The organism is Chryseobacterium sp. LAM-KRS1, assembly GCF_013184525.1.
Lineage (GTDB): Bacteria > Bacteroidota > Bacteroidia > Flavobacteriales > Weeksellaceae > Chryseobacterium > Chryseobacterium proteolyticum.
Genome location: NZ_JAAOIZ010000005.1, coordinates 253,365 through 279,826, shown reverse-complemented (window position 1 = coordinate 279,826; position 26,462 = coordinate 253,365). Strand labels below are relative to the sequence as shown.

The 26,462-nt window shown below is 37.8% G+C and carries 30 protein-coding genes; 26 read left to right on the top strand and 4 right to left on the bottom strand.

Translation table 11 applies throughout. The annotated features are described in order from the left end of the window. The first annotated feature begins 64 nt into the window (after positions 1–64). The 18 genes from G9C87_RS15860 (at position 65) to G9C87_RS15775 (ending at position 16,884) form a co-directional block, all read left to right on the top strand. Positions 65–655 carry a ferritin-like domain-containing protein gene (locus G9C87_RS15860; RefSeq protein WP_172282913.1) on the top strand — a complete coding sequence of 197 codons (591 nt, stop codon included), beginning with the start codon at positions 65–67 and terminating at the stop codon, positions 653–655. 21 nt (positions 656–676) lie between these two features. Further along, entirely contained in the window at positions 677–1,024 is a 348-nt protein-coding gene (locus tag G9C87_RS15855) for a hypothetical protein (RefSeq protein WP_172282912.1), read from the top strand. 12 nt (positions 1,025–1,036) lie between these two features. Beyond that, the gene (locus tag G9C87_RS15850) at positions 1,037–1,417 is read left to right on the top strand and encodes a hypothetical protein (RefSeq protein WP_172282910.1); all 381 of its coding nucleotides are present in this window, start codon (positions 1,037–1,039) and stop codon (positions 1,415–1,417) included. A 39-nt stretch (positions 1,418–1,456) separates the two neighbouring features. Beyond that, complete coding sequence (locus G9C87_RS15845; protein ID WP_172282908.1) at positions 1,457–3,592, top strand: catalase; 2,136 nt, start codon at positions 1,457–1,459, stop codon at positions 3,590–3,592. A gap of 48 nt (positions 3,593–3,640) precedes the next feature. Then, on the top strand, positions 3,641–4,810 hold the full coding sequence (locus G9C87_RS15840) for a zinc-dependent alcohol dehydrogenase (RefSeq protein ID WP_172282906.1): 1,170 nt from the start codon (positions 3,641–3,643) through the stop codon (positions 4,808–4,810). A 44-nt stretch (positions 4,811–4,854) separates the two neighbouring features. Further along, the gene (locus tag G9C87_RS15835) at positions 4,855–5,355 is read left to right on the top strand and encodes a CinA family protein (protein WP_172282904.1); all 501 of its coding nucleotides are present in this window, start codon (positions 4,855–4,857) and stop codon (positions 5,353–5,355) included. A gap of 4 nt (positions 5,356–5,359) precedes the next feature. Beyond that, the gene (locus tag G9C87_RS15830; protein ID WP_172282893.1) at positions 5,360–6,160 is read left to right on the top strand and encodes an SDR family NAD(P)-dependent oxidoreductase; all 801 of its coding nucleotides are present in this window, start codon (positions 5,360–5,362) and stop codon (positions 6,158–6,160) included. Positions 6,161–6,165: 5 nt separating this feature from the next. Continuing rightward, positions 6,166–6,918, top strand: coding sequence for an SDR family oxidoreductase (locus G9C87_RS15825; RefSeq protein WP_194304268.1), 753 nt, complete (start codon positions 6,166–6,168; stop codon positions 6,916–6,918). A gap of 5 nt (positions 6,919–6,923) precedes the next feature. Continuing rightward, positions 6,924–8,393 carry an alpha-amylase gene (locus G9C87_RS15820; protein ID WP_172282891.1) on the top strand — a complete coding sequence of 490 codons (1,470 nt, stop codon included), beginning with the start codon at positions 6,924–6,926 and terminating at the stop codon, positions 8,391–8,393. 24 nt (positions 8,394–8,417) lie between these two features. Further along, complete coding sequence (locus G9C87_RS15815) at positions 8,418–8,564, top strand: hypothetical protein (RefSeq protein ID WP_172282889.1); 147 nt, start codon at positions 8,418–8,420, stop codon at positions 8,562–8,564. A gap of 63 nt (positions 8,565–8,627) precedes the next feature. Beyond that, the gene (locus G9C87_RS15810) at positions 8,628–9,425 is read left to right on the top strand and encodes an NAD(P)/FAD-dependent oxidoreductase (protein ID WP_172282887.1); all 798 of its coding nucleotides are present in this window, start codon (positions 8,628–8,630) and stop codon (positions 9,423–9,425) included. A 72-nt stretch (positions 9,426–9,497) separates the two neighbouring features. Next, a complete protein-coding gene (locus tag G9C87_RS15805; protein ID WP_172282885.1) occupies positions 9,498–10,154 on the top strand; it encodes a DUF6766 family protein in 657 nt (218 codons plus the stop codon). An 84-nt stretch (positions 10,155–10,238) separates the two neighbouring features. Beyond that, a complete protein-coding gene (locus tag G9C87_RS15800; RefSeq protein ID WP_172282883.1) occupies positions 10,239–10,919 on the top strand; it encodes a response regulator transcription factor in 681 nt (226 codons plus the stop codon). Positions 10,920–11,038: 119 nt separating this feature from the next. Continuing rightward, entirely contained in the window at positions 11,039–12,325 is a 1,287-nt protein-coding gene (locus G9C87_RS15795; RefSeq protein ID WP_172282881.1) for a sensor histidine kinase, read from the top strand. A gap of 87 nt (positions 12,326–12,412) precedes the next feature. Next, positions 12,413–13,156, top strand: coding sequence for a hypothetical protein (locus G9C87_RS15790; RefSeq protein WP_172282879.1), 744 nt, complete (start codon positions 12,413–12,415; stop codon positions 13,154–13,156). Positions 13,157–13,220: 64 nt separating this feature from the next. Then, positions 13,221–13,649 carry a PepSY-like domain-containing protein gene (locus G9C87_RS15785; RefSeq protein ID WP_172282877.1) on the top strand — a complete coding sequence of 143 codons (429 nt, stop codon included), beginning with the start codon at positions 13,221–13,223 and terminating at the stop codon, positions 13,647–13,649. A gap of 5 nt (positions 13,650–13,654) precedes the next feature. Beyond that, entirely contained in the window at positions 13,655–16,078 is a 2,424-nt protein-coding gene (locus G9C87_RS15780) for a TonB-dependent receptor domain-containing protein (RefSeq protein WP_172282875.1), read from the top strand. Between the two features lie 17 nt (positions 16,079–16,095). Next, on the top strand, positions 16,096–16,884 hold the full coding sequence (locus tag G9C87_RS15775) for a phosphatase PAP2 family protein (RefSeq protein WP_172282873.1): 789 nt from the start codon (positions 16,096–16,098) through the stop codon (positions 16,882–16,884). A gap of 37 nt (positions 16,885–16,921) precedes the next feature. On the opposite strand, the gene G9C87_RS15770 is transcribed toward G9C87_RS15775, so the two are convergent. After that, positions 16,922–18,376 carry a PLP-dependent aminotransferase family protein gene (locus G9C87_RS15770; protein WP_172282871.1) on the bottom strand — a complete coding sequence of 485 codons (1,455 nt, stop codon included), beginning with the start codon at positions 18,374–18,376 and terminating at the stop codon, positions 16,922–16,924. 100 nt (positions 18,377–18,476) lie between these two features. Here G9C87_RS15770 and G9C87_RS15765 point away from each other — a divergent pair, with 100 nt between their 5' ends. The 3 genes from G9C87_RS15765 to G9C87_RS15755 are packed head-to-tail and all read left to right on the top strand — an operon-like array spanning position 18,477 to position 20,086. Next, positions 18,477–18,932, top strand: coding sequence for a cupin domain-containing protein (locus G9C87_RS15765; protein WP_172282869.1), 456 nt, complete (start codon positions 18,477–18,479; stop codon positions 18,930–18,932). Positions 18,933–18,963: 31 nt separating this feature from the next. Next, positions 18,964–19,848 (top strand): dihydrodipicolinate synthase family protein, encoded by an 885-nt coding sequence (locus tag G9C87_RS15760; protein WP_172282867.1) that lies wholly within the window; start codon positions 18,964–18,966, stop codon positions 19,846–19,848. Between the two features lie 4 nt (positions 19,849–19,852). Further along, positions 19,853–20,086 (top strand): thioredoxin family protein, encoded by a 234-nt coding sequence (locus G9C87_RS15755; protein WP_172282865.1) that lies wholly within the window; start codon positions 19,853–19,855, stop codon positions 20,084–20,086. 83 nt (positions 20,087–20,169) lie between these two features. Here G9C87_RS15755 and G9C87_RS15750 read toward each other — a convergent pair whose 3' ends face one another. Next, positions 20,170–20,676, bottom strand: coding sequence for a pyridoxamine 5'-phosphate oxidase family protein (locus G9C87_RS15750; RefSeq protein WP_172282863.1), 507 nt, complete (start codon positions 20,674–20,676; stop codon positions 20,170–20,172). A gap of 287 nt (positions 20,677–20,963) precedes the next feature. Here G9C87_RS15750 and G9C87_RS15745 point away from each other — a divergent pair, with 287 nt between their 5' ends. From G9C87_RS15745 to G9C87_RS15725, 5 genes are all read left to right on the top strand, one after another. After that, the gene (locus tag G9C87_RS15745; protein WP_172282861.1) at positions 20,964–22,202 is read left to right on the top strand and encodes a Na+/H+ antiporter; all 1,239 of its coding nucleotides are present in this window, start codon (positions 20,964–20,966) and stop codon (positions 22,200–22,202) included. A gap of 136 nt (positions 22,203–22,338) precedes the next feature. Beyond that, positions 22,339–23,133 carry a helix-turn-helix domain-containing protein gene (locus G9C87_RS15740; protein ID WP_172282859.1) on the top strand — a complete coding sequence of 265 codons (795 nt, stop codon included), beginning with the start codon at positions 22,339–22,341 and terminating at the stop codon, positions 23,131–23,133. Positions 23,134–23,310: 177 nt separating this feature from the next. After that, entirely contained in the window at positions 23,311–24,267 is a 957-nt protein-coding gene (locus G9C87_RS15735; RefSeq protein ID WP_172282857.1) for a nitrilase family protein, read from the top strand. A 138-nt stretch (positions 24,268–24,405) separates the two neighbouring features. After that, positions 24,406–25,014, top strand: coding sequence for a Crp/Fnr family transcriptional regulator (locus G9C87_RS15730; RefSeq protein WP_172282855.1), 609 nt, complete (start codon positions 24,406–24,408; stop codon positions 25,012–25,014). Between the two features lie 90 nt (positions 25,015–25,104). After that, positions 25,105–25,749: an NADPH-dependent F420 reductase gene (locus G9C87_RS15725; protein WP_172282853.1), complete on the top strand. Its 645-nt coding sequence runs from the start codon at positions 25,105–25,107 to the stop codon at positions 25,747–25,749. A gap of 52 nt (positions 25,750–25,801) precedes the next feature. Here G9C87_RS15725 and G9C87_RS15720 read toward each other — a convergent pair whose 3' ends face one another. Continuing rightward, positions 25,802–26,161: a rhodanese-like domain-containing protein gene (locus G9C87_RS15720; protein WP_172282851.1), complete on the bottom strand. Its 360-nt coding sequence runs from the start codon at positions 26,159–26,161 to the stop codon at positions 25,802–25,804. Then, positions 26,158–26,460: a DUF3817 domain-containing protein gene (locus G9C87_RS15715; RefSeq protein ID WP_172282849.1), complete on the bottom strand. Its 303-nt coding sequence runs from the start codon at positions 26,458–26,460 to the stop codon at positions 26,158–26,160. Before G9C87_RS15715 ends, G9C87_RS15720 begins: the two co-directional genes overlap by 4 nt. Between the last annotated feature and the right edge of the window lie 2 nt (positions 26,461–26,462).

The following is a 26,462-nucleotide window of genomic DNA, read 5'->3' as shown; positions in this document are numbered from 1 at the left end:
ATTAATCAGATTGTCCCTTCCCTGATAGAAGGGGCAATCTTTATACTATTAAACACCACACATTATGGCAACGAAAACATCAGAAACCAATACAGCTACAACAACTCCTGAAAAGAAAATAACAGTAGGAAACGCTTCTGTTAATGAAAAGGAGATGAAAGATTCTTCTCTCCATCAATTTTTCGTAAGTGCATTAAAAGATATTTATTTTGCTGAAAATGCAATTATTGATGCTCTCGAAAAAATGCAGGAAGCCGCTACGACAGAGGAACTGAAAGATGCTTTTGAAGATCATCAGTTACAGACTAAAAAACATGTAAGCCGCCTTGAAAAGGTTTTTAAATTAATCGATGAGAAGCCTGAAAAGAAAGAATGCGAAGCTATAAAAGGGATCATTAAAGAAGGAGAAGAGATTATAAAATCCACCAAAGACGGATCGATGACCCGGGATGCCGCTTTAATTATTGCAGCGCAGAAAGTAGAACATTATGAAATAGCAACCTATGGAGGCCTTGCTCAGCTCGCTATAACAATGGGACATGATAAGGCAGCGGATCTTCTGGAAAAGACCCTAGAAGAAGAAGAGGATACAGACTATACCTTAACGGAGATTGCTGAAACCTACATCAATTTTGATGCTGAGCAGGAAGATTAAACATTTACCTATATAAGCCAGATGGATGCTTCTATTGATCTGGCTTATTTAATACCTTATAGCAAAATGAATTACCAGGCGATAATCAAATCAATACAATGTGATCAGTTTAAAGAGGTTACCAATAAAGGAAAATGGCTGGAAGACAATGCCACCGTATATGCCAAGGAAATCGGACAGAATATTTTTCTTGTTTTTATCACGGTGAAGAATATTGAAACCGAAAGTATCAGAGCCATGATTGGCCATTTTGATGACTTTAACAGTATTGGATCAAAAGAGCCGAAACAGATCATGTTCTATCTTTCGATAAAGAACAAGGAAGATTTGCATTATTTTGATAAATATCTGAAAGTCCCAGAAATCTAAACATCCACGGTTATGATATTTGAAAATGAAACATTAAAACATTCGGGTCTCTATGATAAAAATAATATCCTTGAGAATGAATCTTTATTTCCTGGTATCATTAATACCTATGGAGTAAGTGCATTTGTTATGAAATCTTTGGAAAAAATAAAACATAATGCCAGCTGCGGACAATTGAAAACAACACTGGATAATTATACAACAGAATGTATTGCTTCCATCACCCGATACCAAAATGAAAGTTCAATAACCCATCCCAGTATTCATGAAACAACAGGGAATATGAATTTTACATTATATGCTAAAACAGCTTATTATAAGGTCTTAAAAGAAGAAGAATATCTTCAGAAACTTATCAATAGTCTGGACAGAGAAATAAATCACATAGAATAACAGCTCTTCGGAGTAACACCAATCAACAATTACACTATTATGAAAAAAGATACACAAAATAATCAAAAGATTGAACAACTGGAATCGTTAAGTACCTCTAACGACAACGAAATGTTAACAACCAACCAGGGACTTAAGATTAATGATAATCAGAATTCGTTAAAAGCAGGAGAAAGGGCCCCAACCTTACTTGAAGATTTTATTCTCAGGGAAAAGATCACTCATTTTGATCATGAGCGTATACCCGAAAGAATCGTTCATGCAAGGGGTTCAGGAGCCCATGGCGTTTTTAAACTAACAAAGAGTCTTTCCCAATACACAAAAGCTAAATTTCTCAGTGAGATAGGTAAAGAAACTCCTGTTTTTGCAAGGTTTTCAACGGTTGCTGGTAGCCGGGGAAGCACAGACCTGGCAAGGGATGTAAGAGGATTTGCTATCAAATTTTACACTGATGAAGGAAACTATGATCTTGTGGGGAATAATATGCCTGTATTTTTTATTCAGGATGCTATGAAGTTCCCTGACCTTATCCATGCGGTAAAACCTGAACCCGATAATGAAATCCCGCAAGCTGCTTCAGCACACGACACTTTCTGGGATTTTATTTCTTTAATGCCGGAAAGCATGCATATGATCATGTGGCTGATGAGCGACAGAGCCATCCCAAGAAGTCTTAGGATGATGGAAGGATTCGGTGTCCATTCTTTTAAACTGATTAATGACGAAGGGAAATCCCATTTCGTGAAATTTCACTTTAAGCCAAGGCTGGGAGTGCATTCTGTTGCATGGGATGAAGCCTTGAAAATTTCAGGTGCGGATCCGGATTTTCACAGGAGAGATCTTTGGGAGGCCATCGAATCCGGAAATTTTCCTGAATGGGATCTGGGGGTACAATTAGTGCCTGAAGAAGATGAGCATCGTTTTGATTTTGATCTTTTAGATCCTTCCAAAATTATTCCTGAGGAAATTGTTCCTGTAGAAATTGTAGGAACTTTAACCTTAAACAGAAATCCAGATAATTTTTTCGCTGAAACAGAGCAGGTCGCTTTCCATCCCGGACATCTTGTTCCCGGAATAGACTTCAGTAATGATCCTCTGCTTCAAGGTAGGTTGTTTTCATATACAGATACCCAGTTATCCAGGTTAGGCTCACCCAATTTCCATGAAATTCCCATTAACAGATCTGTAAATACCGTACACAATAACCAGCGTGACGGCCATATGAGACAACAGATCGTTAAAGGAAAAGTAAGTTACGAACCCAATTCTATAGGAGGAGGATGTCCTTTCCAGGCTATGATGAAGGATGGAGGATTTGTTTCTCATCAGGAGCCTGTATCAGGAGCTAAAATAAGATCCAGAAGTAAGAGTTTCGTTGATCATTATTCTCAGGCAAAACTGTTCTATAACAGTCAATCTGATCCGGAACAGCGTCATTTGCAAAATGCTCTTATTTTTGAACTTTCTAAAGTAACCATTCCTGCAATCAGGGAAAGGTTAGTGGGTCAATTAACATTCATTGATAAAAAGCTGGCTTCCATTGTAGCAAATAAATTAGGGGTAAAAGTTAAAAAACCTGAGCAGCCGAATCAAAGTATACCGGCAGATGCGGATCCAAAGGAATTGCAAAGCAAAGAAAAGGAACCTGAAATTGCGAAATCGGACGCTTTAAGTATGGAAAACACGGTTAAAGACACCATTAAAAGCAGGGTAATAGGATTTATAATGGGGAACGGAACAGATGCTAAATCAACAACCCGGCTGAAAAACCTTCTTGAAAAAAATGGTGCTAAGGTACAGATCATAGGTCCGAGCGTAGCACCCGTGACCGCTGATGATGGTACTTCTTTTATTCCCAAGCATTCTCTCACCAGTACAAAGAGTGTATGTTTTGATGCGTTATTGCTTTGTCCGGGAGAACTGTCTGAAAAAGAGCTTTTGAGCCCTGAAAACAAACATGCAGTCCTCAACTTTATAAACGAAGCGTATCAACACTGTAAAGCTCTTTATTTTGGAGCTGGAACGGATAACCTTTATGCTAATTCTAATGTAGCTCATAAAAAGCACGAAGACCCTGCGATTATAAAAGCATCGGATCAGAATTCAGAAGACCGTTTTATCGACGCTATTGCCCGTCATAGGGTGTGGCATCTGGAGACGGAAAGGAATTCTTAAAAATTCATACTACACACCAATAACACCATTACACCAAAATATTACATTATGAAAGCTGCAGTTTTTCACGCACCAGGTAAAATTACCTGCGACACAGTAGACGATCCCGTTATTCAGGATTCAAATGATATCATTTTAAAAGTAACCTCTACAGCCATTTGCGGTAGCGATCTTCATATGTATTCAGGGGGATTGCCACAACTTCGTCCTATGGTCATGGGACATGAATTTATGGGAATTGTTGAGGAACTGGGTAAAGGCATCACCCATCTGAACATTGGAGACCGGGTGGTTGTTCCATTCCCCGTTGCCTGTGGAGGCTGCTTTTTTTGCCAGCACGATCTGCCGGGAGCTTGTGAAAACAGTAATCCGGAACATTATGGACCAGAAGGCGGAATCCTTACCGAAAAAGGAGGCGGCTTATTCGGGTATACGGATCTTTATGGCGGTTATGATGGTGGGCAGGCACAATATGTAAGGGTTCCCTATGCTCATTTCGGACCCAGAAAAGTAGCCGATAACCTTACCGATGAACAGGTTTTATTTCTTACCGATATTTTCCCGACAGGCTATACCGGCGTTATGTGGGGCGAATTAAAAGGTGGAGAAACAGTAGCGGTATTTGGGGCCGGACCCGTTGGTTCAATGTCAGTAAAAAGTGCTATTCTTCATAATGCCAGAAAGGTCATTGTAATAGATACTTTACAATACAGGCTGGATCAGATCAAAAGGCTGACGGGCTGTGAAACCATTTTATGGGAAGATGCCAAAAATACCATTGAACAGATCAGAGACATGACGGACGGGCGGGGAGCCGATCTTTGCATTGATGCTGTTGGTTTCGAACCTGAAAGAGATTTGCTGGACAGGGCAAAAGCTGTCCTGAATTTTGAAAAGGGATCAATCAAGGTATTGGAGGCCTGTATGAGTGCGGTAAAACGTGGAGGAACCGTCTCTATTCTGGGGGTCTATCCTGTGAATTACGATAATTTTAAACTCGGACAGATCTTTGATAAAGGAATCACTTTAAAAGCAGGACAGGCTCCTGTACATCCTATTATAGACAAACTGATGAAACATGTAGAACATGGGGAAGTAAAACTCGATGATATTATCACCCATCGTCTTGGGCTGGATGAAGTAGCCAGAGGCTATGAAATCTTCGACAAAAAGGAAGACGGCTGTGTAAAAGTCGTCCTGGATCCATGGAAAGTATGAAACACGATATGGTACACCAATTAATCACTTAAAAATTTACGATTATGAAATTTCAAGAAAATTTGCTTCAATATATAAGCCAGTCCTTACTTAAAACAGGAGAAACAATTGCTGTAGCAGAAAGTGTAACATCAGGCCTATTACAGCTTGCTTTTTCACAAATGCCAAACGCTTCTCTATTTTATAACGGTGGTATCACCGCCTACACTTTACCACAGAAAGTTATATTTCTGGATGTGGATCAGAAAGAAGCTGAAGAATGTGATTGCGTATCTGAAAATATTGCCAAAACCATGGCCCTGAGTGTCGCAAGATTATTTGATACAGACTGGTCCATTGCAACTACAGGTTATTGTACACCGGTGAGAAGTTCATCCTATAAAATATTTTCATATTTCGCATTTTCATACAAAGGAGAAATTATTCTGAGTAAAAAGCTTGAACTTCATCCTAAGACCGATGCATTGGATGCACAGTTATATTATACCGAATTTATTCTAGGATGCTTTAAAAGTGAGCTTAACCAGGTTTTAATATTAAAATAAACTTATGGAACGTAAAAATCAATATGCACTCATTACAGGGGCTACAAGTGGAATAGGCTATGAGCTTGCCAAAATTTTTGCCAAAAACGGATATGACCTGGTTATTGTTTCCAGAAATCATGATCAGCTCAAAATCAAAGCAGAAGAATTTAAAGGTTACGGAGTGAATGTGATCCCTATCTCCAAAAATCTTTTCCTGCAGGATGAAGCTTATTCTTTGTACTCTGAGCTCAAAGCCAACGCCATTAGTCCGGAAATTTTGGTTAATGATGCAGGCCAGGGAGTTTATGGTAAATTTCAGGATACCGATATACACAGGGAAATAGACATCATCAACCTCAATATCACATCGGTCGTGATCCTGACTAAACTATTTTTAAAGGATCGCATATCTAAAGGAAGTGGAAAAATACTTAACCTGGCGTCCATTGCAAGCAAATCTCCCGGGCCCTGGCATTCCGTTTACCACGGTACTAAGGCATTTATATTATCATGGTCTGAAGCTATCCGTGAAGAACTGAAGGATACCGGAATTACTGTAACAGCCCTTTTACCGGGACCGACAGATACGGATTTCTTTAACAAAGCAGATATGACCAGGAGCAAGATCATGGAAGATAAAGAAAATTTTTCCTCTCCGGCAGATGTAGCCATGGATGGATTCAATGCTCTGATGAAAGGAGATGATAAGATCATTTCAGGGACAAGAAATAAGTTAAACATTGCGATGCTTAATGTATCAACGGACGGCATGGCTGCTCAGAGAATGGGTGCCATGCAGGAGCCGGTTTCAGAAAAACACTAAAGATCATGGGAGAATTAAGATTAAACAACAAGTCGGTTCTTATCACAGGAGCTGACAGTGGCATTGGAAAAGCGGTCGCCTTGTTGTTTGCAAGGCAGGGAGCTAATATTGCCATCATTTACCATGCTGATGATGAGGATGCAGAAAAAACACAGAATGACATTATGATGATCGGCAGAAAATCAATCCTTTTTAGGGGAGATATCAATGACTATGAATTTTGTGAAAAGACGGCAGCGAAGGTTGCTGAAGAATTCGGAGGCATAGATATCCTCGTGAATAACGCAGGAGTTCAATTCCCTGCAGAGGATATCGAACAATTGGAGGAAGAAAATATCAGAAAAACATTTGATTCCAACATCATCGGAATGATCCTGCTTACAAAAGTAGTTTTCCCTTATCTGAAAGAAGGGGGAAGTGTTATTAATACAACCTCTGCGGTGGCTTATCAGGGACACGAAGAACTGGTAGACTATTCTGCTACAAAAGGGGCAATTGTATCTTTTACCCGTTCCCTGGCATTACAGTCGAAATCCAAAGGAATCAGGATCAATGCTGTTGCACCGGGACCTGTAGCAACACCTCTTACCAAGGAAACTTTTGGTGAAGAAGAGGAGGATCCCAGCAAACCTCCGTTTGAGAGAAATGCAACTCCCGAAGAGGTTGCCTACAGTTTTTTATTCCTTGCCAGTACAGAATCTGCGCAGATTACGGGGCAGGTTTTACATCCTAACGGAGGACTTATTGTGAATGGATAAATGATATGAATGGAGTTATTATGCAATTTTTCCATTGGTATTATGAAGGAAACCTCTGGAAAGAGTTTTTAGAAAAAGCAGATGATCTAAAAGAACTTGGGATAACTGCCGTATGGTTTCCTCCTGCGACAAAAGGCGGGCTGGGTAAAGAGGGAAGAGGCTACGATGTATATGATCTTTATGATTTAGGGGAATTTGATCAGAAGGGGACAGTAGCCACACGATATGGAACAAAAGAAGAATATCTTATCGCAATTCAAAAAGCGCATGATATTGGAATGTCGGTGTATGCGGATATCGTTCTTAACCACAAGATAGGAGGGGATGAAAAAGAAGATATTATCGTACATGAAGTAAACGGAGAAAACAGAAATGAAATGGTAGGAGATTCTTTTTCAGCATCGGCTTTCACGAAATTTACTTTTCCTGGGAGAAATGGAAAATACTCGGATTTCATATGGGATTTTCACTTTTTTAGTGGTATAGATACTATTGTTCAGGACAACAATGAAAAGCAGGGAATTTTTAAAATCCACAATACATCGGGGCAGGAATGGAATGACTCTGTCAGTCATCAGTTTGGAAATTACGATTATCTGATGGGAGCGGATGTGGAATACCGGAATCCGGATGTCGTTACAGAAATGAAAAGATGGATTAAATGGTATATGGATACGACTAAAGTAGACGGACTTCGTCTTGATGCGTTAAAACATCTATCCTATGATTTTTTAAAAGAATGGATTACCTACATAAAAACGGAGCTTAAGCCCGATATTTTTATTATGGGGGAATTGTGGAAAGATGAGGTAGTAAAGATCAACGACTTTTCTGAACTCATGGAAGATCTTTTATATTATTTTGATGTTCCGTTGCATTACCATTTTTATAATGCCTCCAATAAAGGGGAGAAATATGATCTGAGAAATATTCTGGATGGCACTCTTTTAAGTCAGAACCCCAGATGTTCCGTGTCATTTGTAGAAAATCATGATACCCAAAAGCTTCAGGCGTTGGAATCCATCGTTAAAGATTGGTTTAAACCGATTGCCTACACATTGATCCTTATGAACGAAAATGCTTATCCATGTATTTTCTATCCGGACCTATACGGCGCTGAATATACTGACTTGTCAGAGGGTAAAGAAATTAAAGTTTCTATGCCTAAAGTTCATCTTTTGCCACTGCTTCTAAAAGCCCGGCAGGAATTTGCCCATGGTGAGCAGATCAACTATTTTGATGATCCGAACTGCATTGCATGGATGAGAAAAGGTGATGAAAAACACAAAGGATGTATCATCATCATTTCTAACAACGGTGAGGGAGCCAAAGAAATTGATATGGGGAAAGAAAATGCTAATTCCGAATATTTCGATTTTCTTCAACAGAGAAAAGATAAAATAAAATCAGATGAGAACGGAAAGGCCGTTTTTAAAGTAAATACCCGGTCTGTAAGCATCTGGATTCAAAAATAATATAAACCATCAAATACTTGTATTATGAAAACAACAGCAACGATCCTTTTAGGTATTATTTGTCTCTTTTCTGCGGGTTCATGCAGGTGCAATCTCGAAGAAGATGAGCCAAAGACAAAATATAAAAAAAGCCCGGATATCGAAAACGACACCATCACTCTTAAAAAGTAGGGTGCATTAATAAGTAATGGAAACAAATCTGATATTTTGGAATAACAACTTAAAACATCAATTATGTTTAGAGACGGCGTACGAAAAAGTATATGGCAGGAAGAAATCAGAAAATTCCCATCTAAAATCCATACAGACCCATTGTATGATGTAGCCATAGTAGGTGGCGGTATTACTGGTATTTCAACAGCAATGCGCCTGCAAAAGGCCGGCAAAAATTGCATTATCCTGGAAGCCTCCAATATTGGCTTTGGAACAACAGGAGGCACCACTGCTCACCTGAATAATTTCTTTGATACCACCTATGCTGAAGCTATTAAAGATTTTGGATTAGATAATGCCATACTCTTAAAAAATGTAGGAATAGAAGCACTTCATATTATTAAAAACAATATCCATGAGTTTGATATTGATTGCGATTTTGAGATGAAAGCCGGCTATCTTTTTGCTCTGGATGAAAAGCAGGAGAAGAAACTCGCTGATATTATAGAAGGCTCTTCAAAAGTAGGACATCGTATTGATTCCATTAATGATATTCCATTTCCCATCCCGTTTAAAGCAGCGGCAATTATTCCTGATCAGGCGCAATTTCATCCGGTTAAATATATAAAAAAACTTACCGAAGCTTTTATCGCTTCCGGTGGTGTGTTTATCGAAAAGTGCCTTTGTAAAAGCCATGAGGAGTTTGACGATATGGTGAGATTGCATACATCGAAAGGCATAATCAACGCCGCACATATAATTTATGCCACTCACATTCCTCCTGGGATTAATCAGCTTCATTTTATGAATGCACCTTATAGAAGTTATGCCATTGCATTTACCTTAAAAGGTGATTCATATCCGAAAGATCTTGGTTAATGGTAAGCTTTTTACGGGTCCTGCCGTAAAGGATTTGCAAAGAATAGAACCTTAATTTTAAAACTTACGGTCATGTCAAAAAATAGTTTTTTTTACCGGAATAGTCTGAGTATTGTTTTAATTTCTTTAATGCTCATTTGTCTTTTGGGGCAGTTTTTAACCGGCTGGAATACTCAGAATAAAGAATTAATGGAGGAAGGAAATGCTATTCTCAGCCTGAGTGAATATGTATACAGCGGTCATTTCATTCAGGCGACTTTTGAAAACTGGGAAAGTGAATTCCTCCAAATGATGATCTATGTTTTGCTGACGATTTCCCTTAGACAAAAGGGCTCCAGTGAATCCAAATCCCTGGAAGAAAAAGAAGATGTGGACAAAGAGCCTGTCCCACATCCAAAAGCCCCATGGCCTGTGAAGAAAGGAGGCATTTGGTTAAGGATATATAAGCATTCTCTATCCATTGCCTTTGCCATTTTATTTCTTTTAAGCTTTGCACTGCATTTTTACGGTAGTCTCAAAGAGTACAATACGGAACAGATCTCCAAGGAAAGACCAGTAATTACAGCATTTGATTATATAACGGAATCCCGTTTCTGGTTTGAATCATTTCAGAATTGGCAAAGCGAATTTCTAGCTGTTTTTTCTCTTGTTATTCTATCCATCTGGCTTAGGGAGAAAGGATCTCCAGAATCTAAACCCGTTGACATGGCTCATGACGAAAATCCCTGATTAATGTTTTCTATTTTTTCGGATTTTTAGCACTATTTTAGTTTATTCAAAATTTCTTCAAAATTGGATATGTAAATTAGTCCCATGAAAATTCTGATCATAGAAGATGAAACCGAGCTGGCCAAAAGCATTTCTGAATATCTGTCGGAAGAGGATTACCTATGTGAGTTTGCCACTACTTTTCTTGAAGCAACAAGGAAAGTAGAAATGTTTCAATATGACTGTATCCTTTTGGATATCATGCTTCCCGATGGCAATGGGCTCAAAATTTTAGAAGAACTAAAAAAGCAAAACAAACAGGACGGAGTCATTATTATTTCTGCAAAAAATGCTTTGGATGATAAGATCAACGGATTACAAATGGGAGCAGATGATTATCTGACGAAACCATTCCATCTTTCCGAGCTTCTGGCAAGGATATATTCTATTATCCGCAGAAAACAGTTTAATAATTCTAATGTTATCAGCCAAGGTGAGCTCCTTATCGATCTTTTGGCTAAAAAAGTATCCATTAATAATACCGTCGTGTCGCTTACCAAAAAAGAATTTGATCTTTTAATCTATTTTATAGGTAATAAAAATAAAGTAATTTCCAAAAGTACTTTGGCTGAACACCTTTCAGGTGATTTTGCTGATATGCTTGATAATCACGATTTTGTGTATGCCCACGTTAAAAATTTAAAGAAGAAGCTTTACGATGCAGGATGTAATCATTATTTGAAAACAGTATATGGAACAGGTTATAAATGGGAAGAGGAAGATTAGGAGACAGATATTAGAACTTAGATATTAAAAATATGATATAAAATTTTCCGGATTCTGAAATTCGGTCCAGATAAAGTAAACCTCATGATTAATAATATAATGCTTATTTTCCCCGAACTTTGAAACCTTTACTAAGTAAAACCACAAAACCTTTCCTGATCTACGTTCTTATCGTATTGGTCATCAGTATACCCATTTATTACTGGGTAGTGGATACTATTTGGAAAAGTGAGCTGGATGAGCATAATATAACCATTGTAGAGAAAACGGCTTATAGCTTTAACCGCTTAAAACTTTCGGATAGTGAGCTGGAAAAAAGCATTGTCCTCTGGAACAAGATTCAGCCAGGAACTGATATTGAATATGTTTCAGGTAATGACGCGCAAAAAGACGTTACATTTACAGTAGAGAAAAAGAAAACTTTTTCTGAAAAGCCAGAGGTCGAACGCTACCGGTGTTTAAAAAAAACGGTTTATATCAATCATAAACCATTTCTTTTTACAGTAGAAACCAATATTGAAGAATCACATGAAACAATAGCTGTTATTGCTGCCATTACTGTGTTTTTCTTTGTTCTTATTGTTGTGGGACTCTTATTCCTCAATAGAAGACTCTCTCGTTCCATCTGGCAGCCCTTCAGAAATACATTGGAAGAACTAAAAACTTTCAATCTGAATAGTCAGAATACCATCGATTTTACCAGCACTGATATTACAGAATTTGAAGAACTGAACGAATCCTTAAAGAAGTTGATAGAACATAATGTTTCAGCTTATAAAACTCAGAAGGAATTTACGGAAAATGCTTCTCATGAGCTGCAAACCCCCTTGGCTATTATCAAAAATAAGTTGGATGTTCTATTGCAGAACAGGGATCTTACGGAAAGGCAATATGAAATCATAGAAGAAATCAACAGGGCTTTGACCAGAAGTTCAAGAATCAATCAAAATCTTTTATTACTGGCTAAGATTGAAAACCGTCAGTTTGCTCAAAAAGAAAACCTGGAAATGAGTGGAATTCTCCACCAGAGTTTAGATATGTTTCAGGAGTATTTTGATCAAAAGCAGATACATATTCGTTCAGAAATCACTGAAGAAGTATATATTGATGGAAATCATACATTAGCTGAAACGCTGATCAATAATCTTCTGATCAATATGGTAAGGCATACCCCAAATAATGGAACAGCTTATGTAAAGCTTTCCGAAAAACAGTTGGTCATTTCCAATTCAGGATCTGTTGAACTGGAGAAAGAGTCTCTATTTAAAAGGTTTTCAAAAGCTTCTACAGACACTAATGGAAGTGGTCTTGGGTTGGCTATTGTGAAAGAGATTTGTAATCATCAACAGTGGACCATAACATATCATTTTGAGCATCATCATCACATTTTTTCTGTAAATTTCTAATAATCCCGAAGGTATGATGCGGATGCCATAAATCTATTCTTTCATTCTAAATTTCTTCCAAATTGATCAGGAACTTTGAATGAAAAAATGAAAACGATTAATAAAGTAGCTTCTGTCACGCTTCTTTTCTGGCTGATGAAAATAACGGCTACGACCCTGGGTGAAACTTTCAGGGATTTTATATCCATGACCCTCAATCTCGGATATACGATGGGTATTCTTGTTACCTTATGCCTTTTTATCATCACTATTTCAATCCAATTAACGGTTAAGCAATATATTCCCATTGTTTACTGGCTGGTAATCATAGGAACCACTACTTTAGGTACTGAAATTTCTGATTTTATTGACCGGACTTTAAAAGCAGGATACCTTGCAGGCAGTTTAATTTTAGTTGCAGGATTATTAACGACGCTTTTCTTATGGTACCGAAAATATAAGAATCTTGAGGTTTATCCTGTTTTTGAAAGAAGCAAAGAGATCTATTATTGGATTAGTATTCTTTTTTCAAATAGTCTCGGAACGGCATTCGGTGACTTCCTGAGTGACAATCTGGGATTGAGTTATTTAACGGGAGCCTGGGTTACCGGTATCATTATCCTGGTCGTAGTTCTCCTGCATTATCATACCAAAATCAATCATGTTTTGCTATTCTGGATTGCATTTGTTTTTACAAGACCGTTTGGTGCTACCTTTGGTGATTTCCTGACCAAACCTCTTTCAAAGGGAGGACTTGATCTGGGAACACTCAATGCGTCATTGGTTTCCCTGGGACTATTACTTTTCATGATCTTTATTTCTCATAAAAAGCAAGAAAATAAACCCCTGTAATTCCATCTTCTAAATTTATTCTAAATCATACCCGATCATTGTATCATTAATTAACTATCATACAATGAAAAAATCAGGAATTTTAATAGCATTTATAGTAGGTGCAGCCATGATTCATGCACAAAAGATCCAAACAAAAGATGTCCCGGTTCAGGTACAATCTTCGTTCACCCGAAAATTTCCAGACGCTCATCATGTAAAATGGGAAAAAGAAAAAGGGAAATTTGAAGCGGGATTTACATCTAAAGGAACTTCTTATTCAGCTCTGCTGGATGCAACAGGAAACATTATTGAGAGTGAAAAGCTGATCAATCCACAATCACTTTCTGCTCCCATTAAACAGTTTATCATTAAAAAATATCCGGAATCCTCTATAAAAGAAGCTGCTCAAATAACAGATTCAAAAGGGGTGGTTACTTACGAAGCAGAAGTGAATGGAATGGACATCATCTTTGACGCCAACGGTAAATTTTTAAAGGAAATTAAAGACTAGAAATAATGGGAAAATTCAGGTTGTTATTTTTGTTCATCATTCTATCGTTTTCTTCAGTTATCACAGCCCAGGTGTCATCTGTAACTGTTTCCGGCCTCGTAACGAATACCGGGAAAGCTGCATTACCTTACACCAGCGTTATTTTAAAATCATCAAAAGACAATGCATTTGTATCGGGAACAATTACCAATGAAGAAGGACGATATTCCCTTACGGAAGTAAAACCCGGAAATTATCAGATTGAAGTTTCAATATCCGGATATGATACGTATAGTCAGCCTCTTTTTGTGGGTAGCCTTTCAGAGTTTCTGGATATTCCTCCCGTTGAGCTTGGACAGCATCTTAATGATAAAGAAACAAAAATAGAAGAGATTGTGCTTACAAGTGATAAAAAAAATGAAGTGAGCAACCAGCTTGATAAGAAAACTTATTCTGTTGCGGATAATATCAGCCAAGCCGGAGGTTCTGTATTGCAAAGCATGCAGAATCTCCCGGGAATAACAGTACAGGATGGAAAAGTACAGCTTCGTGGAAATGATAGGGTGACTGTTCTGATTGACGGAAAGCAAACTGCTTTAACGGGATTCGGAAGCCAGACCGGATTGGATAATATTCCCTCCTCGGCAATTGATAAGATTGAGATCATTAATAATCCCTCTTCAAAATATGATGCTAACGGGAATGCGGGGATCATTAATATCATCATGAAGAAAAACAAACAGAATGGTTGGAATGGAAAAGCAGGCCTTACACTGGGGCTCGGATCTTTATGGGAAAGAAAACAAAATCTTCCTACGATACGCCCACAATACAAAACCACTCCCAAGATCAATCCATCGATTTCCCTGAATTACAGAAAAAATAAGATCAATGCTTTTTTACAGGCGGATAACCTTTATACCGAGACCCTTAACAAAAATGAATATGTAAGAAGAATATATGATGATGGAACGGTTATCAACTCACAGTTGAAAAGAAACAGAAATACCAATTTTCTGACTACAAAAGCAGGAATAGACTGGAATATGAATAGCCAGAATACATTGACAATTTCAGGGCTTTACGGAAGTGAAAAAATAAAAGATCGTGGAGATCAGCCTTTTTTTAACGGAGACTTTTCACAGCGTTTACGCTTGTGGCAATTTTTAGAGGATGAATTAAAAACTACGGTAATGGCTACGGCTTCTTACCAGCATAAATTTAAAGAAGCTGGTCACCTGCTTAATATAGGTTTCAATTATACTTTCCACAGGGAAGATGAAAAATATTTCTATGATAATTTTTTGCCTTCTTCAGCAGGAACAGATGCATTTAAACTTCTTTCCGATGAACAGGTTTATGATTTCAATATCGACTATGTGAAACCTTTGAAATATGGACGTATTGAGGCTGGAATCAAGCTTAGAAACAGAAATATACCGACGAATATGAATTTTATCCCGGGGATCAATTCTGTAATTGATGCCAATGCAGGAGGCTGGGCAAACTATAAAGAACTGATTCCTGCAGTATATGGTAACTATGTCTTTGAAAATAAAAAATGGGAAGCAGAACTGGGCTTAAGAATGGAGTATGTAAAAATTCGGTATGATGTAAATCCCAATCATCCTACATATTCAAGTAACGGATATAATTATACCCAGCCTTTTCCTAATCTGAGATTGGCTTATAAGCTTAATGATCACAATAAGTTTTCTGTATTCTATAACAGAAGGGTAGACCGTCCTAATGAGGTTGACATCAGGATATTTCCAAAGTATGATGATGCTGAAATTATCAAGGTTGGAAATCCAGGTTTACGCCCGCAATTTACGAACTCAATTGAACTGGGGCATAAATACAATTGGGACAGTGGGTATTTGTATTCTTCAGTCTATCATCGTTTTTCAAACGGAACAATTACCAGGATCTCCAGCATTGTTCCCGGAAGTAATTTGATTTATGCCGTATTTCAGAATGCAGGAAGAAGTTATAATTCCGGGATTGAAGCCATCTGGAATCAGAAGATCTCCCCGGTTTATTCATTCAATATCAATGGAAATGTGTACAGGAATCAGATCAACGCCTTTACGGTGGAAAATTTATATCCTCAACCCAATACTTTTTCAGCGGAGAAACAAACTGCTGTTTCAGGGAATATAAAATTCAATAACACCTTTAAATTTTCTAAAGGCATTAATGCTCAGCTTACAGCAGTTTATCTTGCACCGGATATTATTCCACAAGGAAAAGTCAAAGGTCGTTTTTCAATGGACCTTGGAGTAAAAAAATCCATTCAAAACGGAAAAGGTGAAGTTTTTCTAAATGCAACTGATCTTTTTAACACCCTCGTCATGAAAAAACAAATCCAGGGTAGTGGATTCAGGTATACAAGTGACGATTATTATGAAACTCAGGTCATCAGACTAGGCTATAGTTATAAATTTTAATTTCAAATATAATTCAAATGAAAGGTTTAATTGCAGGCATCATTTTAATTTTCATAGGCTTTCAGAATGTTGTTGCTCAGGATAGTATAGCTGTGGACAAAGTTAAAGACAGTATAATTTCTCCTGTTGCATTGAATACGGATCAGGCCAATCATCAGTTTTCTTATAAAAAACTAATCATACCCGCGACATTAATTACCTATGGTGTAGCCAGTTTAAGTATTAAAGGACTCAAACAGCTTAATTCTTCAACACAATATGAAATCAGTGAGCACAAGCCTGATCCTATAAAACTGGACAATTATTCCCAGTTTGCACCAGCAGCTCTGGTATACGGATTAAATGCCATTGGAATTAAAGGACAGCATAATTTCAGGGACAGAAGTATTATTTATGGTACTTCTTTACTTATTTCCTCCGCCTTTACATTGCCCCTTAAACATCTCACAAAAGAAGAAAGACCTGACGGGTCGAACAACCTGTCCTTTCCGTCCGGCCATACTGCAATGGCTTTTGCCTCGGCCCAGTTTATGTTCCGGGAATATAAGGATACTAATTTCTGGTTGGGAGTTTCCGGATATTCATTTGCTGTTTTTACGGGAGTTTACAGGATGCTGAATAATAAGCATTGGTTCGGAGATGTGGTAGGTGGCGCTGGTTTTGGTATTTTATCTACAGAATTGGCCTATTGGCTTTATCCTAAAATCAATAAACTTTTAGGAGGAAAAAGTGAAAGATCTCAAACCATGGTAATGCCATTTTATCAGCAGGGAAATGTGGGAATAGGTTTAGTTAAAAATTTCTAAAAAAGCATTTTAAAAATCAATAATCAACGAAGCTTTCCTAAGCGGGAGAGCTTCCTTGATGTTGACCGGACAATATTTCCCCGATAACCTTAATGCTTTGATCCAGCTGTTCCTCTGAAAGAGAACCGTAACTGAGTCTGAATCCGTTAATATATTGATCAAAACCATAATGCTTGGGATGAATTATTTTAATTTTATGATCTAATAACAAATCAGTTACTATATCCCAGTTCAATTCTGCTTTAGGTGTAATCCAGAAAGCAAGTCCTCCATCTGGTAAATTAAAATCCGCACAACCCGCCATATATTGTTTTAAAAGCCGGTATACAAAATCTCTCTTATTCCTGTAATGAATAGTAGCTCTTTTAATATGTTTCCGTACCGCTCCTTCCTTGATCAGCTCCAAAACAGCCTGTTCCATAATCACATCGCCTTGTACATCAATAATCTTCCTCAATTCTCCGATCTTTTCAAGCAATAAAGTGTCCTTGGTTGCTAAATAGCCAATTCTTAAAGCCGGAGCAACAACTTTACTCATAGTCCCGATATATACATAATTGTCTAGCTCCGCAAAACTTGAAAGGGGAAGGATGGGCCGGTAGCCAAAATGAAATTCATTATCGTAATCATCTTCAATTATCGTAATGCCATATTCATTGGAAAGCTCTACTAATTTTATCCTTCTAGCGAGACTTAAAGTAACGGTTGTAGGATACTGTCTGTGAGGCGTTAAATATATCGCTTTTATCTTTTTGTTCTTTTTGAGAATTTGAATAAGATCTTCCACGATTATACCTTCTTGATCTACGGATACGGGCAAAAGTTGGGCTCCTGTATGCTCAATTGCTTTCCAGGCAGGTTTATATCCTGGATTTTCGACCACTACATAATCTCCGGGATTTAGAAGGCTTTTTGCAGTAAGAAACATGGCCATCTGGCTTCCCCGGGTTATGGAAATCTCATGTTCAGTGGTATCCATTCCTCTTTGGTGATTAAGCATCCGGGAAATTGCTCTCCGGAATTCAATGTCGCCGTGAACATCTGTATATCCCATCATCTGCCATCTGGCTTTCCTGTCGAATATCTGACGGTAAGCTCTGGCCAATTCAGTAATAGGAGCTATTTTACTGTCTGGATGTCCGTCATCAAAATCAATGATAAAAGGATCTGCATAAGGGATATGATCATTTACACGGGCTTTGGTATCAACGGGATAAATTTCCAATGAAGAAGGTAATCTGTCAGAAACAAAAATACCTTTACGCTCTTTAGACATTGCCCAGTCCTCATTAATCAAAACCTGGTAAGCCTCAACGACTGTATTTCTGTTCACTTCAAGCATTGAGGCCAGAATACGACTGCCCGGAAGTACATCTCCGGCTCTTAATCTTCCGGAACGGATATCTGCTATGATGGTATCTGCAATCTGAAGATATACTGCTTTTGAGCTTTTTTTATCGATTTTAAATTCTAATTTCCAAGGACGCAACATCTGGACTACCTGTTTTTATAAAAACTGAATCAGTTAACTGGTCCAAATATAAAATAATTTTGTCATGCAATAATGCAAAAAACATTAAATATTTTACATCATGGACAATGAAAAATTCAGTTCAAAAGATTTTCATAAAACTTTTGCAAGACCAGAATTCCAAAAACCCACTCATCTCATTCATAAAAATGTAGAAAGAGCTGGTGAGCATAATCAGTTTTCAACGGAAAGAAAACATCCTGTTTTCTTTGTGGATCTGCCCAGTAAAAATGTAAGCATGACTATTGGAGGATTATTACCCGGGCAGCAAACCAACAGGCACCGTCATACTTATGAAACCGTTCTGTATGTTATAGAGGGAAAAGGGTGGACGGAAATAGAAGGCGAAAAAGTGGAATGGCAGGCCGGAGATGCTGTATATATTCCATCGTGGGGATGGCACAAGCATCAAAACCTCAGTGATACCGAACCTGCAAAATACATTGCCTGTGAAAATGCTCCGCAATTACAAAACCTGGGAGTAGCATTGAGAGAGGAAGAAGGAAGAGATTTGTAAAATCAAATTACCATTTAAAAAGAAGAAATACATGAAAAATGTTCCATTTAAAGGGATCATTGCCTATCCTATAACCCCATTTGACACAAATGAAAAAGTAGATCTCCCTCTTTTCAAAAAGTTAGTCGAAAGACTTGTTGTTTCCGGAAGTAACGGTATTGCACCTTTGGGAAGTACCGGTGTATTGCCGTATTTATCAGATGAAGAAAAAGAGGCCGTTACTGAAGCAACACTAAAGCAGGTAAAGGGAAGGATCCCGACACTGGTGGGTGTTTCTAATTTAACCACTGAAAAAACAACGTATCATGCACAATTTGCTGAAAAGGCGGGAGCCGATGCTGTAATGATCATTCCAATGAGTTACTGGAAATTAACAGACGACGAAATCGTTGCTCATTATGATAAAGTAGCCGGTAAAATATCAATACCCATTATGGCGTATAATAATCCGGCAACCGGTGGAGTAGATATGTCCCCGGCCTTACTGAAAAGGTTGTTGGAAATCCCCAATGTTACTATGATTAAAGAAAGCACAGGTGATATCCAAAGAATGCATTACCTGCGAAAAGAGCTTGGAGAAGATGTCGCTTTTTATAACGGATCGAACCCGTTGGCGCTTGCTGCATTTGCAGCTGGTGCAAGAGGATGGTGTACTGCATCTCCTAATTTAATTCCTGAACTGAATATAGATTTGTACAAGGCCATTGAAAATAACGAATTACAGGAGGCTCAGGATATTTTTTATAAACAGGTGGAATTACTCAGGTTTATTGTTTCCAAAGGACTTCCGAGAGCGATTAAAGCTGGTTTAAATATCCTGGGTGAAGATGGAGGCTGCTTAAGAAGTCCTCTAAAACCCTTGCAGGAAAATGAAATAAAAGAGTTAAAAAATATTATTAATAACCTTAAAAATTAATCAAATGAAAAAATCCGTTTTTTATCATGCGGGATGTCCTGTATGTGTCAGTGCAGAGCACGATATCTTTAACCTGATCGGTCAAGACAATATAGAAGTTGTACATCTTGGAGAGGAAAGGCACAGAATTGATGCTGCAGAAAAAGCTGGTGTAAAGTCTGTACCTGCTTTAATTACTCCTAACGGGAATGTACTTCATATTAATTTCGGAGCATCGCTGGAAGATGTGAAAAAATAAAATGAAAACAGGTCAAAACCTGTATTAATAGAGAAGGAAAATAATAAAAAAGCAGACCGATTTCTCGGTCTGCTTTTTTATGATCAAATGCTGGCGTTGCCTTCCACACCATCAGCATTATTGGTCTTGATTCCTGTAACGGCAGAAGCAACAAAGCTTAACAAACTTACCAGTTTTCCAGCCTTAGTGTCCCAGTAATAGGTTTCTTTCGGTTCCACCCGGATAATGGTCACATTAGGATCATCTTTACCATCGAACCAGGCCTTTGCCATTGCGGACCATTTTTCCTCAATTGTAGCTTTATCCTTGTATACAGATGCTTCACCGTATACAGAAAGATACTGGGAATCATCATTATTCATAAAGAACAGTTGGACTCTTCGATCTTCTTTGATCTCAAAATTCTTATTGCTGGTTTCACTGCTTATAAACCATAAATTCCCGCTGTCATCCGTTTCCTGCAAAGTCATGGGACGGGAATTAACAGGAACAGTTTCCAGTTCTGTACAAAACATACAAATTCTTGCTTTCGTCGAAAGTTCCTGAATCTTTTTGATTGCCTCCAAATGGACAAGATCTTTTGTTGACATAATATTATATTTTAAGTGATTGGTTAAGAAAATTGAATAAAATGATAATTCATTTCAGGTATTACACTTCAAAAACCTAACCATAAATACCAATACAAAATATTTAGTCTATTAAAAACTTGTATTTGTGGTATATTTTTTCACCTTCTTTTAAAATAAATTTCCATATGTTATAATCAATATAGAGAAAACAAAAGGACTCTTGATAAGCAGAAATAATATTTTGTTACTTTTATACATTCAATAAACAGTTAAAACGACACATTTTCTGAAATACAACAAACCTGATGGAGAACTATGCAGTCATTTTAGTAATTATGGCCCTGATGATCGGGGTGTCCGGTTTAGCGGGTAAATTTAAGGTTCCCGTCCCCATGCTGCTTTTAATTGCCGGGGTGATGATCGGGTTTGTTCCCGCTATGCCAGAGGTTGAGATCAATCCGGAGATCATTATGTTGCTTTTCTTACCTCCTTTATTGTATGATGCAGCATTTAATATCTCATTTCAGCAGTTTAAAACCAATCTCAATACAATAGGTACCCTGGCTATAGGACTTGTTTTTATGACTACTGCAGGTATTGCTGTGCTGGCTTATTACCTAATTCCCGGAATGACCTGGCCATTGGCTTTTGTCTTAGGCGCTATTCTATCTGCAACCGATGCTGTGGCAGCTTTAGGCGTAACAAAAGGATTAGGTCTCTCCCATAAAACAATGACTATACTTGAAGGAGAAAGTTTAATCAATGACGCCTCTGCGTTGGTAGCATATCGTTTTGCCGTAGCTGCCGTAACAGGAGTAGCTTTTGTAACCTGGAAAGCGTCCATTGAATTTTTATGTGTACTGGGAGGAGGATTTCTTATTGGCTGGATTATTTTTATAGCATTAAGATTCGCTATTGCCTTCTTCCGTAAAGATGCCATGGTTGTAAACAGCCTGATCCTTTTAATGCCGTTTGTAACTTATCTTATTGCAGAACATTTCAAAGTTTCCGGGGTAATTGCTGTTGTTATGTTAGGTTTGGGAATGTCTAAACTGAGCAGGATTAAATTTCCTGATCATGTAAAGGAACAATCCCGTAATTTCTGGGATATCATTATTTTTCTACTCAATGGATTGATCTTTTTATTGATTGGACTGGAATTCCCTGTTATTTTGAAGAAAATGCCTCAAATCCAGGTATGGACCTATGCGGGTTATGCTGCTATTATTGTGATTGTAACCTTACTGATCAGAATGGCCAGGGTATATCTGCAGCAATTTAACCTTCAAAAGGCATTTCAGGGTAAAAGAAAAATCAGCGAAGAAGCTTTGTTCGACTCCAAAACGAGCTTTATTCTTAGCTGGTCGGGAATGCGCGGAATCGTTTCTTTAGCCATTGCATTAGGTCTTCCAACAACGATTAATGGAGGAGAACCGTTTCCGATGCGTAATGAAATTATCTTTTTATCTGTCGTTGTGGTTTTGATCTCCTTATTAGGACAAGGTTTAACGTTACCATGGATCGTTAAAAAGTTTAAATTATAAATGGTATAAGCATATTCAAATAAAGGCTTTAATTGCTTGTTTTCATCATTCAAACTCTTGCAGCAGACTATGTAAATTGAATACCCCGTTTCCTGAATGGCATATTTTATTAGTTATTTTTACCTAATTTTGGATCATGCAGGTTTCTCCTTCCAGTCAATTATCCGGTTTTATCAAACATTACATCTTTTTAAAAAACACTGAAAAAGATCATAAAGACCTGCGTTTATTTGCTGACGGGAATACAGGGCTTATTCTATCACCCGATATGAATATGTCTGATAGTTCAAAGCAAAACCTGCCCTCATCTTTTTTTTATGGTCAGCCAACTGTCTACAAAGATCTTTATACAAAAGGGGAGTTTTCTTTATTGGCAGTCGTTTTCCAGCCCTATTTTTTCAATCTTCTTTTTGGTGTGCCTGCTAAAGAAACTAAAAATGAAATCATTTCTGCAACTGATATTTTAAAAAATCAGCTCCTACCATTCCAGGAAAGTCTTTATAAAAAAGATGATCCGCAATCGATAATCAATGCTTTGGATCTCTTCTTCTTAAAATTGATTTCCAAAAAAAATATGTCTGAGCTTTGGCTGATAAAAGCCCAGCAATATCTTTTACAAAATAAAGGAACGGTATCATTAAAAAAGCTCGAACGCTTTACGGGATATTCCGAAAGGCATATCGAAAGGACATTTGAAAACCATATTGGGATATCCCCTAAGAGATACAATACCATCATACGGCTTCATCACTTTTTGGGTCTTATGAAGAATACCACTAAAAACACTACCATGACAAGTCTTTCTTATGAAGCAGGGTATACGGATCAGTCACACCTGATCAAAGATTTTAAAAACATCATTGGCCTGACTCCCGGACAATATCTTACAACGAAGAATAAATTAGCTGTTAATTTTATAGAGCTTCATTGAAAGCAATTTAAAGCACAATAAATAAAAAACAGTAACAATTCATTTCTATTCGCTGGATATAATGAACGTGTTTTTTTTAACTATTAATTTTATTTTAAGATAAAAACGCCACAGAGAAAATGGCGGATTTTTACAATTCCGGAATATTTCAAGCTTATAGCTTTGCTGAAAAAAAATATGACCAATCTAAAAATTTCAAGCGCGCAATTCGAAAACAAAAGTGGAGATAAAGAATACAATCTTTCAGTCATAGAAAAGCTAAGCGAGGAAGCTGCTCATAAAGGTTCACACGTTATTGCCTTTCACGAATGTTCAATCACAGGATATACATTTGCCCGAAAACTAAACAGGGAACAAATGCTCGATATTGCCGAATTCATTCCGAAAGGCAAAAGTATACAGAAACTAAAGGAAATCGCAGGGAAATTTAACATTACCATATTAGCCGGTCTTTTTGAAAAAGATGAGCATGATAACCTGTTCAAGGCCTATGTTTGTGTCGATAAGAACGGATTGATAGCGAAATACAGGAAACTGCATCCTTTCATCAATCCCCATCTTAGTCCGGGACAGGAATACTGTATTTTTAATATTCATGGATGGAAATGCGGAATTTTGATCTGTTATGATAATAATATTATTGAAAACGTACGGGCTACCAGACTTTTAGGAGCAGATATTATTTTTATGCCTCATGTTACCATGTGTACACCCTCCTCAAGACCGGGAGCCGGTTTTGTAGATGCTCAACTTTGGAAAAACCGGGAAGCCGACCCCACTTCATTACGCCTTGAGTTTGATGGAATGAAAGGACGCGACTGGCTTATGAAATGGATGCCCGCACGAGCTTATGACAATGGTATCTACGTTATTTTCTCCAATCCCATAGGAATGGATGATGACCAGCTGAAAAATGGCTGCTCCATGATCATTGATCCTTTTGGAGATGTTCTGGCAGAATGCCGCTCATTTGAAGATAGCTTTACAACCGCTTTGATTACTTCTGAAAAACTCTTCCAGTCAGGAGGATACCGGTATATTAAAGCGAGACGGCCCGATCTGTACCGGGATATCATTGGATGCGAGCATCAGCCTGATCAGAAAGTAATCTGGTTACATCCTGAAAATGACTAAAATCTACGGATTTGCACAGTTGTATTATTGCCGGAATATGCGGGACTCACTGAATAAGAATTATGATTTCCTTAAATATTGCTGATCAATGGATAAAATTAGCAAAGGAATAGTAAATTTGTCATACAAATCCATTTTATGAAAGAAAATCCCGGACAAGATTCAGTAGAGCCATTAATTGATTATTTTAACCAACGCATTCCTTTAAATGCTGAGGAACGCCTACTTGTAACTGAACTTTTCAAGCCCAGATTATACAGGAAAAAGCAATATGTTCTTCAGGCAGGAGATCATTGTACTCACTTTAATTTTGTGGTCCGGGGATGCCTCAGGATGTATAAGGTAGACGAAAAAGGCCATACTCATATTATCCAATTTGCTGCAGAAAACTGGTGGATCAATGATATTGGAAGTTTTCATAAGAAACAGCCTTCAGAACTTAATATTGATGCCTTGGAGGATACCATGCTTTTGCAGATCACCCGGGAGGATTTAGTTACTTTGTATACAAATGCTCCTAAATTTGACAGAATCTTCAGGGTTTTGCTGGAAAACAGTTTTATTACATTACAAAACAGATTGTTGCAAAGCATAAGTTCTACGGCAGAAGAACGATATCTTTTCTTTATGCACACGTATTCCCATTTATCTAATCGTCTGTCACAAACACAGATTGCATCTTTTTTAGGGATTACACCTGAATTTCTCAGCAGACTTAGAAACAGACTGGTAAAATCAAAATCTTAAACCAGATCAATCGTATTTCTTGATGCAGTTCATTGGAAACAGAGCATTTTTCGGGGGATATTTGTCTTATCAATTTAAAAAAAAATCATCATGACAACATCATCAAAAGTAGCCGTAATCGGCTTGGGAAATATCGGTCAGGCAGTAGCAGGAAATCTTTCAAAGTCCAATACCTCATTTATTGCTGCAGATCGTAATTTAGAAAAAGCAAAGGAACTTTCTGAAAAATGGAATGCTGAACCAAGTGATATTCCAGGTGCTGTAAAAAATGCAGATATTCTAGTCCTTGCTATTCCTTTTGGGACCATCAGTGGATTTATGAAAGACTATTCCGCAGATCTGGAGGGTAAAATCATCGTTGATCCGTCCAATCCGATTGCTCCCGCAGAAAGTGGAGGATTCAAGAAAGTTATCGGAGAAAATGAATCAGCAGGAGAAATCAATGCATCTTATCTTCCTCATGGTGCAAAATTAGTTAAAGCACTGGGAACCTTAGGTGCCGAAACGTTGTCCAACGCAGCATATCAATCTCCTGAAAAAGCAGTCTTATTCTATGCTACAGACGATACCAGTATCGATCCTCAGGTAGAAAAGCTAATTCATGATACCGGCTATGATGCATTAAGAGTAGGAGGGATCGATCAATCGATCAGGATAGAAGTATTTGGCGACCTTCATGAATTCGGTGCTTTGGGAAAACTGGTTACCTTATCTGAGGCAAAGCAGAAAATATAAAGATTTTAAAATATTAAATCGAAAAGATCTTTTTGGACCTTTTCGATTTTTTTTAATCCGGTTTCAAGGTCTTCTCCAAGTCACTCCATGCTCCACCATTATAAACTTTTAGAAATCCCCTTTCTTTTAAAATACTTTCAGCTTTTACACTTCTGAGCCCATGCGAGCATACGGTGATATACGTTTTATTGGGATCCAATTCGATATACCTTTCCCTTATTGTTCCTAAAGAAATATTGACGGAACCATTAATATGGCCGGTTTCATATTCTTTCTCCGTCCGTACATCCAGGATAACGGCTCCGTTTTTAATAAGTTGGGGCAAACCATTGTCCAGAGTCTGGTATCTGTAGACCCGGTAGATGACATAAATCCCAAGCAAAATTCCCCAGAAAATAAGAAGGTTCTTCATAGCTTGCTTAGTATTTTTTTATCAATATAAAAGGTTCCGAAAGGAATAAAGCAAGCTATTAAGACTTTCCATGTTGTCTCTTTAAATTTCCAGTGTTGCTCAACTCCCACACTCAGGGTATTAAAAAGGAAAAGCAGAAACAGAGAACCGTGAACCGGTCCCATGATTTTTACTAGAGAAGGATTTTCCATTCCGTACTTCATAGGAACAGCAATGCACACGAGGGTTAATAACGAGATCCCTTCAAGAATAGCAAGGATCCGCAGGCGTCCGATTTTGGTTTTAAGTAAATCTGTCATAA

Excerpts from the sequence above, each read along its gene's own strand:
- G9C87_RS15860 (WP_172282913.1), top strand. The coding sequence starts at position 65 with ATGGCAACGAAAACATCAGAAACCAATACAGCTACAACAACTCCTGAA.
- G9C87_RS15855 (WP_172282912.1), top strand. The coding sequence starts at position 677 with ATGGATGCTTCTATTGATCTGGCTTATTTAATACCTTATAGCAAAATG.
- G9C87_RS15850 (WP_172282910.1), top strand. The coding sequence starts at position 1,037 with ATGATATTTGAAAATGAAACATTAAAACATTCGGGTCTCTATGATAAA.
- G9C87_RS15845 (WP_172282908.1), top strand. The coding sequence starts at position 1,457 with ATGAAAAAAGATACACAAAATAATCAAAAGATTGAACAACTGGAATCG.
- G9C87_RS15840 (WP_172282906.1), top strand. The coding sequence starts at position 3,641 with ATGAAAGCTGCAGTTTTTCACGCACCAGGTAAAATTACCTGCGACACA.
- G9C87_RS15835 (WP_172282904.1), top strand. The coding sequence starts at position 4,855 with ATGAAATTTCAAGAAAATTTGCTTCAATATATAAGCCAGTCCTTACTT.
- G9C87_RS15830 (WP_172282893.1), top strand. The coding sequence starts at position 5,360 with ATGGAACGTAAAAATCAATATGCACTCATTACAGGGGCTACAAGTGGA.
- G9C87_RS15825 (WP_194304268.1), top strand. The coding sequence starts at position 6,166 with ATGGGAGAATTAAGATTAAACAACAAGTCGGTTCTTATCACAGGAGCT.
- G9C87_RS15820 (WP_172282891.1), top strand. The coding sequence starts at position 6,924 with ATGAATGGAGTTATTATGCAATTTTTCCATTGGTATTATGAAGGAAAC.
- G9C87_RS15815 (WP_172282889.1), top strand. The coding sequence starts at position 8,418 with ATGAAAACAACAGCAACGATCCTTTTAGGTATTATTTGTCTCTTTTCT.
- G9C87_RS15810 (WP_172282887.1), top strand. The coding sequence starts at position 8,628 with ATGTTTAGAGACGGCGTACGAAAAAGTATATGGCAGGAAGAAATCAGA.
- G9C87_RS15805 (WP_172282885.1), top strand. The coding sequence starts at position 9,498 with ATGTCAAAAAATAGTTTTTTTTACCGGAATAGTCTGAGTATTGTTTTA.
- G9C87_RS15800 (WP_172282883.1), top strand. The coding sequence starts at position 10,239 with ATGAAAATTCTGATCATAGAAGATGAAACCGAGCTGGCCAAAAGCATT.
- G9C87_RS15790 (WP_172282879.1), top strand. The coding sequence starts at position 12,413 with ATGAAAACGATTAATAAAGTAGCTTCTGTCACGCTTCTTTTCTGGCTG.
- G9C87_RS15785 (WP_172282877.1), top strand. The coding sequence starts at position 13,221 with ATGAAAAAATCAGGAATTTTAATAGCATTTATAGTAGGTGCAGCCATG.
- G9C87_RS15780 (WP_172282875.1), top strand. The coding sequence starts at position 13,655 with ATGGGAAAATTCAGGTTGTTATTTTTGTTCATCATTCTATCGTTTTCT.
- G9C87_RS15775 (WP_172282873.1), top strand. The coding sequence starts at position 16,096 with ATGAAAGGTTTAATTGCAGGCATCATTTTAATTTTCATAGGCTTTCAG.
- G9C87_RS15770 (WP_172282871.1), bottom strand. The coding sequence starts at position 18,376 with ATGTTGCGTCCTTGGAAATTAGAATTTAAAATCGATAAAAAAAGCTCA.
- G9C87_RS15765 (WP_172282869.1), top strand. The coding sequence starts at position 18,477 with ATGGACAATGAAAAATTCAGTTCAAAAGATTTTCATAAAACTTTTGCA.
- G9C87_RS15760 (WP_172282867.1), top strand. The coding sequence starts at position 18,964 with ATGAAAAATGTTCCATTTAAAGGGATCATTGCCTATCCTATAACCCCA.
- G9C87_RS15755 (WP_172282865.1), top strand. The coding sequence starts at position 19,853 with ATGAAAAAATCCGTTTTTTATCATGCGGGATGTCCTGTATGTGTCAGT.
- G9C87_RS15750 (WP_172282863.1), bottom strand. The coding sequence starts at position 20,676 with ATGTCAACAAAAGATCTTGTCCATTTGGAGGCAATCAAAAAGATTCAG.
- G9C87_RS15745 (WP_172282861.1), top strand. The coding sequence starts at position 20,964 with ATGGAGAACTATGCAGTCATTTTAGTAATTATGGCCCTGATGATCGGG.
- G9C87_RS15740 (WP_172282859.1), top strand. The coding sequence starts at position 22,339 with ATGCAGGTTTCTCCTTCCAGTCAATTATCCGGTTTTATCAAACATTAC.
- G9C87_RS15735 (WP_172282857.1), top strand. The coding sequence starts at position 23,311 with ATGACCAATCTAAAAATTTCAAGCGCGCAATTCGAAAACAAAAGTGGA.
- G9C87_RS15730 (WP_172282855.1), top strand. The coding sequence starts at position 24,406 with ATGAAAGAAAATCCCGGACAAGATTCAGTAGAGCCATTAATTGATTAT.
- G9C87_RS15725 (WP_172282853.1), top strand. The coding sequence starts at position 25,105 with ATGACAACATCATCAAAAGTAGCCGTAATCGGCTTGGGAAATATCGGT.
- G9C87_RS15720 (WP_172282851.1), bottom strand. The coding sequence starts at position 26,161 with ATGAAGAACCTTCTTATTTTCTGGGGAATTTTGCTTGGGATTTATGTC.
- G9C87_RS15715 (WP_172282849.1), bottom strand. The coding sequence starts at position 26,460 with ATGACAGATTTACTTAAAACCAAAATCGGACGCCTGCGGATCCTTGCT.